Origin of the sequence: Shigella sp. FC1544, from assembly GCF_001722145.1 — a bacterium.
In the GTDB taxonomy this organism is placed as follows: domain Bacteria; phylum Pseudomonadota; class Gammaproteobacteria; order Enterobacterales; family Enterobacteriaceae; genus Escherichia; species Escherichia coli.
This window is the reverse complement of the sequence record NZ_MECT01000101.1, coordinates 1-7,013: the sequence shown is the minus strand read 5'-3', so window position 1 is coordinate 7,013 and position 7,013 is coordinate 1. Positions and strand designations below refer to the sequence as shown.

The following is a 7,013-nucleotide window of genomic DNA, read 5'->3' as shown; positions in this document are numbered from 1 at the left end:
CTGGCCGATAAACCGGGTCGGCGAACTGCTCCCCTGGCGCGTAGCACTGCCGACTGAATAACACATCCCCGTCAATACGGTTCTTGCTGCACGCTTACGCTAATCAAGCGACTATCAAAGGATTTAAGTCTAAGGTATAAGCGTGGGTTCTCTGCAAAAAACTTACGCCAAATGAGGCTTTTTTACCTCTTTTTTCAACATGTTGAAATTCGCCAGACAGTGTCTGGCTAATTAACACCATTGGGAATTCCGCAGACACCATCTGCAGAATTCCCATCGGCAAAGATTTGGCAGACGCTGTCTGCCAAATTGAGAGGCTGTTTGATATTTCCACAGCTTTTGTATTGCATCTCCTATTTTCGGTTTGTATATTCATGCAAATAAACGAAGGAAAGTTGCCATGATTTACATTGAACAGCTTGAATTAATCCATAAAAGTGGTGATGTGTTATATCCAGTAAAAATAACCAGAAAATCATCAGGAAAAACTGCCTTCCATCTTGTTCCATTCGGCTTAAATAAGACTCACGACCTTCTAGAGGTGGAAGATGCTTCAGAAGCAATTCGGCTGGTGATTGATGAACGTCATTCCATTCGCTGCAGTACACTTACAGCAACTATTACGAATAAAAAGGGCAAGCGAATTAAGCGGACAGGTATATACAGTATCAAGGGTGTTAACATAAAAGAATACAACGTCAGGTAATGGCACAGAGCGGTCCGTCAGTTCAGGTTTGGCTCTGTGCCAAAGATGGGTCAGGTCACACCTGATCTAATAAATTTAAGCCATTAAATCAGCCTTAACCTTCACCACCACCTTTTTAATCTCACCCGGCTCGCCGACAACGCATCCTGGTTTATGCGGTTCACTTGGCATAAACACGGCGAACATTCCCGGTTTTAAGATGATGGCTTGCTCGTTATCAATGGTGCTGCAAAGCTGATAATCATCCTCATGGTGGAACTCTTCACACTGGCGCGCAGTGCCTGCCATGCCAAACAGAATCCGTTCCTCACCGTTTAATAACAGCTGGATATCAATGTATTGCTCGTGCAATTCCGCTTTTTTCTCGACGGGCGATTGAGTGTTAAACGTCATGACATTCATAAAGATATTGTCGCCCTGTAATTCGTAACGACCCGGCGCTTTTTCTTGCGGTCTGGCAGCTAATGCCAGCGTTAACGCGTCCTGTAACGCAGGATGTAACCCAGCAGACGGTAATGACTGTACTTCACCCATCATCATAATTTTTCTCCCTGGGCCAACAGCGCAGCCCCAAGTAAACCTGCATCGTGGCGGTAGTGCGCCGCCAGTAAATCAACATGAAATGCCGCTGGCTCCTGCGCCAGATACGTTTCCACCAACGCCAGATACCCTTCTGCCAGACCAACGCTGCCACCGACCACCACGCACTGGCAATCAGTTGTGGCTTTAATATCAGCGATCAGCCTTGCCAGCACATGTGCGGAGCGGTGAATCAGTTGCTGCGCCTGCTCGTCGCCCTGCCCGGCGCGTGTGAAAATAGTTCTCGCATCCGCGCCCATGAGTTCACCTTGCGCTGCCGCTGCAATACCGCGACCAGAAGCAATCGCTTCCACGCAACCTGTGCGTCCACAGCCGCAGACTGGGCCGTGTGGATCGGCAAGCGTATGCCCGATGTGCCCCGCCAGACCGCCAGGGCCGGTAAGCAGTTTACCGCCGCTCACTACACCGCCGCCGACGCCAGTGGAAACGGTGATAAACACCATATCGGTTATATCGCCTTCCAGCGCCTGATACTCTGCCCATGCTGCGGCCTGCGCGTCGTTAATGGCAATGGTCGGCAAATTGGAAAGTTGTTCCAGCGTTTTGACTAACGGAAAGTGTAGCAATCCACCAAGATTATGCGGATTCAGCGCCAGCAAGCTGCCGTCGCGAATAATTCCGGTTGAAGCGATGGCAACCTGCTGCGCATGAGCTTGCAACGGGGCGACTAACGCGGCTAAGGCATCACGCAACGCCTGCGGAGTCTGGCTGGCTGGTGTCGGAAGTTCTCGGCGATCGCGGATCTGCCCGTCAGCGCCAATCAGCGCGGCGGCAAGTTTAGTACCGCCGATATCAATCGCCAACGTGGTCATAGCACCGCCTTTTTCATCGCTGTGTTGTACCACTGACAAATGTGTTCAAGACGCGTAATGGCAGAACCGACCGTCACCGCCCACGCGCCGTGGCGCATCGCATCTGCCGCCTGAGCAGGCGTGTTGTAACGCCCTTCGGCAATCACCCGACATCCGGCGTCGCTCAACGTTTTCACCAGCGCCAGATCCGGCTCTTCTGGCGTTTCAGGCGTGGTATAGCCAGAAAGCGTAGTGCCAATAATTTCGGCTCCCAGCTTTTGGCATGCCAGGCCGTCTTCCGGCGTTGAGCAGTCGGTCATCGCCAGTAAACCGTGATGGTGAATACGTGCCAGCAGCGTTTCAACAGGCACCGGACGCGGGCGGTCGGTGCCGTCAATGGCGATAATGTCCGCGCCCGCCTGCGCCAGCGCATCAACATCTTCAATATAGGCCGTGATGCGTACCGGAGAATCCTCCAGATCGCGTTTCACAATTCCAATAATCGGCACGCTCACCACCGCACGCGTGGCTTGCAGATTTGCCACACCTTCAATGCGAATGGCAACCGCGCCCGCCTGTTCTGCCGCTAATGCCATGGCAGCGACGATTTCGGGTTTATCGAGCGGGCTGTCCGGAACCGGCTGGCAGGAGACAATCAGGCCACCGTTAGCAGCGATTTTTTGATCCAGTTGTGCAAGTAACGACATACATCTTCCCTTAGCGAAAGGCCCGGTACAGAGACCGGGCAACAGGATTAACTTTTGGTTTTGACTAAATCGTTTTTGGCGCTGCCAAATGGCACGGCACCGCTAAATGGTTTGCCGTCGATAGCGTCATGAGTACGCAATGCTTCCGGGCGCAGCCAACGCTGAACGCGGGAAGGCATATCCAGACCAATCAGCAGGATCACCACAAATGTCAGACTGAACGATAGCGATGCCAGCGCAGTACCCAGATCCAGACGTTGAGCGATCAACGCGCCGATGATTGGGGCCAGTGCGCCGCCCAATGCGCCAACGTTGTAGGTAAAGCCCAGGCCCGCTGCACGCTGGTCGGTATCGAAATAACCGCCAATCAGTTTCGGTAAGATCCCGGCGATCCCTTGTCCAAGCATTTGCTGGAAGAACAGTAACAGACCGAGCACCCAGACGTTTGCGCCGCCAATCGCAAATACCGGAATAATCAACAGCTGCGAGGCCAACAGGCTACAAACGTAGGCTTTGCGGGTTCCCAGCCAGTCACCGAGGAAGCCGCCGACACAGCACCCCACCGCAGCCCCAAAGCCGCTAAAGAACAGCACATTGGCGACAGTATGCGGGTTATAAGCCAGATCGGTTTTCAGATACGTTGGCAGCAGCGCCTGAATCGGCCATGAGTAGAGGAAAGCAAACAACACGACCACCATCAGCATTACGCCCGTTGGCCAGCGTTTACCCGTACTTTGCACCATAAAGCTGATAAAGATTGCGGCGCATAACAGCCCAAGAACAGCGACGATCGCGGCATTTTGCAGGTTACCGGCGAAGCAAAACCACAGCGCAGTAGCCGCCGCCAGTGTCATTACGATATTGGCAATGCGATGTTCACCACGGTAGAGAATATATACCATCGTGCGTACTGGTGCTTTACCTGCATGTTTCTCTTTCCAGTCTTCCGCTTCCGGGATGTTTTTACGCAGCCAGAGAGCAAAGATGATAGGCAAAATGCCGATAAAGAACAGCGCACGCCAGCCCCAGACCGGAACCACCAGGCTATAGACCTGAGCGGCAACGACGGCCCCCACAGAGAAGCCTGAAATCAGAAAACCACTGGCTTTGTTACGCAGATGTTTTGGCCAGCTTTCAATGACATAGGTGGCGCTGGAACCGTATTCACCCGCCATCCCCATGCCGATGACCAGACGCGCGATAAACATGGTGATGTAGCCTGGCGCAAAGCCGCAGGCCAGCGTCCCGGCCGAGAAGAGAACGATGCTGGTGACCATTGCCAGACGACGCCCGTAGCGGTCACCCATAGCGCCGAGCATCAGGCCGCCGAACCAGCGAGAGATAAAGGCTGCGGAGATCAGACTTGCCGCCTGCACCGTCGTCAGCCCGAATTCACCCTGTACTTCGGTGAGTACCAGGGCGATTAAAACGAAATCAAAACCGTCAAGCAGATATCCCAACCAGGCAGCGGAAAATGCGCGCCATTGTGCACGGTTGAGATGGCGATACCACGGGATATTCTGGGTTGTAGTACTCATTGTGAGTCTCCCGCGGTGGGCGATGCCCACACGCTTTGGTATAAAAATTGTAGGGTACAGATGCGTTTATTTCCCCTCACCCGGTAGGGGCGAGCGAGGGGAAACAACTCACCCGCGCTCTTGCATCAACTGCTGGGCCAGCGCCTTCAGTTCTGGCAGATATTTTTCATCTACCGGTCCAAACGGTTTGCGGCACAGCGGCACAGAAACGACATCCATATAATGGAGGACAGTTTTCAGGCCGCGGAATACGCCCGTTTTGATCAGTAAATCAATGACTTTATTGCATTCAGTTTGCAGTTTCTGCGCGGTCTGGATATCGCCTTCTTTCAGCGCCTTAACGATCCCCTGATAGCGCCAGCCCATGATGTTGTAGGTACTACCGATACCACCATCAGCGCCCGCCAGCAGACCAGAGGCGAAGATTTCGTCGTAACCGTTATAGAGCACAAGATCAGGATGTTCACGACGGATCTGCTCCATCTGATAGAGATCGCCAGAGGTCTGTTTCAGCGCACCTACGCCAGGCAATGTAACAAGTGTGTTGATCTGATCCAGGGTCAGTTTTACCCCACTCAGGGCTGGAATGTTGTACACCACCATCGGCAAACCATCCGCCGAATCAATAATTGCCCGATAGTGATCGCAGTGTTCTTCAAAGCTGAAAGGATAGTAGAACGGCGTGACGGCGGAGACGGCATCGAAGCCATAACGTTTAGCCGATGCCGCAAGTTGTTGGCTTTCGGCGGTGCTGACGCAACCGACGTGGGCGATGAGTTTAATCTTACCTTTCGCCTCTTCGGCGACGATTTCCAGTACCTGTTCACGCTCGGAAAGGCTTTGTACAAAGGCCTCGCCGGTCGAACCACCCACGTATAAACCGTCGATGCCCTGCTGAATATTGAACTGAACCAGGCGACGCAGACTCGCTTTATCCAGTGCTTGTTGTTGGTCAAAAGGAGTCAGGAGTGCAGCCATTACGCCACGTAAATTCGTTGCCATAAATACCTCTGAAGTGATGCTTGTCTGATAAACGATATACCTTTATACCTGTTATACCAGATCAATTAAGCAACACCCCATACAGAAAGCTTATAATGCGATCTGCTTCACTAAAGTGGCATTATTTCTTTTTGTTGGTGGTCTGACCGAAAGCGTGCCAGGTAGCAGAGACGCTGTTGAGATGCGATTGCAACGCACGATCGGCTTCGTCAGGATCATGACGGCGGATCGCATCAACGATCGCAATATGCTGTTGATAACTAACGTTGTTATGTTCGTGCAGTGCCTGATCGGTAACCGTTGGGCGTGCGGCAATAAGCCAGTCGAGCAGGGCAACGTGGATCGCCATGAAGATTGGGTTACCGGGGATCTCCGCCAGCACGCGGTGGAAATCAACGTCTGAACGAATGAATGCCGCGTTGTTATCCAGCGACTGACTGTTGATTTCCAGTGCTTTTGCCAGCAAATCGATTTGCTCATCGGTGGCATGTTCAGCCGCATAGCGCACCAGACTGGATTCAAAGAACAGACGTAATTGTTCGAAATGGGCAATCCCACCGGGATGAGAAAGGAAATCTTTCGCCATGCCGGAAAGCTCACCGATGATAGTGTCCGCAGAAGGACGCGAGACGCGAGCGCGTTCGCCGTTGTTTATTTGCACCAGACCTTTGCGTTTTAACGCTGCCAGCGCTTCACGCACCGAAGGACGCCCGACGTTAAAGAACGCCATCAGTTCGCGTTCAGACGGTAATTGTTCACCTTCGCCAAATTCACGACGGCGGATCATCTGTTCCAGCTCTTCTTCCACCATTTCGGAGAGTTTTTTACGCGCCAGCGGGCGGCTACGCAAGTTGCGACCAATTGCAGGTGAAGAATCTTCGGTTTGCGAATCAAATGCGTTCATAAGGCCCATTCTGTAAGGTCAGTGTGATTAACATCATCAGTGACATCCTATCACAGGATTGAAAGTAGGGGAAAATGGCAGGTTTTTCTCTTTGTGCCTCATCATTACCATAATTAACGGAATAATTAACTATTGCGAAAAATTAATGTAACGCAGATAAAAACATCCCGTTTGAATTATTTATAAGACTATTCACGAGCATTATGAATATTATGAATGCGTTCTTGCAAAATAATCATAAGCGCATATTTTTTTAATGAAAAATTACCTCACCTACAATTAAAAACACGACATCCGCACCATAAATAGACTTGCAAAAAATATAACATCATTGTTTTCAATCTGCCGTTTATGGGATTGACAGTTTTCTTTTGACACGGAGTTCAACAATGTTCGGCATAATTATATCTGTCATCGTATTAATTACGATGGGCTATTTGATCCTGAAAAACTACAAACCTCAGGTGGTGCTGGCTGCCGCAGGTATCTTCCTGATGATGTGCGGTGTCTGGTTAGGGTTCGGTGGTGTACTCGATCCCGCCAAAAGCAGCGGCTACTGGTAATGACTCCAACTTATTGATAGTGTTTTATGTTCAGATAATGCCCGATGACTTTGTCATGCAGCTCCACCGATTTTGAGAACGACAGCGACTTCCGTCCCAGCCGTGCCAGGTGCTGCCTCAGATTCAGGTTATGCCGCTCAATTCGCTGCGTATATCGCTTGCTGATTACGTGCAGCTTTCCCTTCAGGCGGGATTCATACAG

The 7,013-nt window shown here is 51.4% G+C and carries 8 protein-coding genes and 2 pseudogenes; 3 read left to right on the top strand and 7 right to left on the bottom strand.

The features are described 5' to 3' along the window. Positions 1 to 99: 99 nt before the first annotated feature. Both BGK49_RS30350 and BGK49_RS07160 read left to right on the top strand, forming a co-directional pair. A pseudogene (locus BGK49_RS30350) lies at positions 100 to 309 on the top strand (DUF1016 N-terminal domain-containing protein); the annotation flags it as partial. Between the two features lie 91 nt (positions 310 to 400). Further along, positions 401 to 706: a transposase gene (locus BGK49_RS07160; RefSeq protein WP_000639208.1), complete on the top strand. Its 306-nt coding sequence runs from the start codon at positions 401 to 403 to the stop codon at positions 704 to 706. 75 nt (positions 707 to 781) lie between these two features. On the opposite strand, the gene nanQ is transcribed toward BGK49_RS07160, so the two are convergent. From nanQ to nanR, 6 genes are all read right to left on the bottom strand, one after another. Further along, complete coding sequence (nanQ, locus tag BGK49_RS07155; protein WP_000979883.1) at positions 782 to 1,246, bottom strand: N-acetylneuraminate anomerase; 465 nt, start codon at positions 1,244 to 1,246, stop codon at positions 782 to 784. After that, the gene (gene nanK, locus BGK49_RS07150) at positions 1,243 to 2,118 is read right to left on the bottom strand and encodes an N-acetylmannosamine kinase (protein ID WP_000209048.1); all 876 of its coding nucleotides are present in this window, start codon (positions 2,116 to 2,118) and stop codon (positions 1,243 to 1,245) included. The genes nanQ and nanK overlap by 4 nt, the downstream gene beginning before the upstream one ends. Next, the gene (locus BGK49_RS07145) at positions 2,115 to 2,804 is read right to left on the bottom strand and encodes an N-acetylmannosamine-6-phosphate 2-epimerase (RefSeq protein ID WP_000054239.1); all 690 of its coding nucleotides are present in this window, start codon (positions 2,802 to 2,804) and stop codon (positions 2,115 to 2,117) included. Before BGK49_RS07145 ends, nanK begins: the two co-directional genes overlap by 4 nt. Before the next feature lie 47 nt (positions 2,805 to 2,851). Then, positions 2,852 to 4,342 (bottom strand): sialic acid transporter NanT, encoded by a 1,491-nt coding sequence (nanT, locus tag BGK49_RS07140; RefSeq protein ID WP_000108471.1) that lies wholly within the window; start codon positions 4,340 to 4,342, stop codon positions 2,852 to 2,854. Between the two features lie 108 nt (positions 4,343 to 4,450). Further along, a complete protein-coding gene (nanA, locus tag BGK49_RS07135) occupies positions 4,451 to 5,344 on the bottom strand; it encodes an N-acetylneuraminate lyase (protein ID WP_000224714.1) in 894 nt (297 codons plus the stop codon). Positions 5,345 to 5,465: 121 nt separating this feature from the next. Continuing rightward, positions 5,466 to 6,257 (bottom strand): transcriptional regulator NanR, encoded by a 792-nt coding sequence (nanR, locus tag BGK49_RS07130; protein ID WP_000523845.1) that lies wholly within the window; start codon positions 6,255 to 6,257, stop codon positions 5,466 to 5,468. A gap of 380 nt (positions 6,258 to 6,637) precedes the next feature. On the opposite strand from nanR, the pseudogene BGK49_RS07125 reads away from it, so the two are divergent. Continuing rightward, positions 6,638 to 6,805: pseudogene (locus BGK49_RS07125) on the top strand (anaerobic C4-dicarboxylate transporter DcuC); the annotation flags it as partial. Positions 6,806 to 6,821: 16 nt separating this feature from the next. Here the strand turns inward: BGK49_RS07125 and BGK49_RS07120 are convergent. After that, on the bottom strand, positions 6,822 to 7,013 hold a 192-nt coding region (locus tag BGK49_RS07120), incomplete at its 5' end, for an IS1 family transposase (RefSeq protein ID WP_000718190.1).

Coding starts and splice junctions, on each gene's coding strand:
- BGK49_RS07160 (WP_000639208.1), top strand. CDS start 401: ATGATTTACATTGAACAGCTTGAATTAATCCATAAAAGTGGTGATGTG.
- BGK49_RS07145 (WP_000054239.1), bottom strand. CDS start 2,804: ATGTCGTTACTTGCACAACTGGATCAAAAAATCGCTGCTAACGGTGGC.
- nanA (WP_000224714.1), bottom strand. CDS start 5,344: ATGGCAACGAATTTACGTGGCGTAATGGCTGCACTCCTGACTCCTTTT.
- nanK (WP_000209048.1), bottom strand. CDS start 2,118: ATGACCACGTTGGCGATTGATATCGGCGGTACTAAACTTGCCGCCGCG.
- nanR (WP_000523845.1), bottom strand. CDS start 6,257: ATGGGCCTTATGAACGCATTTGATTCGCAAACCGAAGATTCTTCACCT.
- nanQ (WP_000979883.1), bottom strand. CDS start 1,246: ATGATGATGGGTGAAGTACAGTCATTACCGTCTGCTGGGTTACATCCT.
- nanT (WP_000108471.1), bottom strand. CDS start 4,342: ATGAGTACTACAACCCAGAATATCCCGTGGTATCGCCATCTCAACCGT.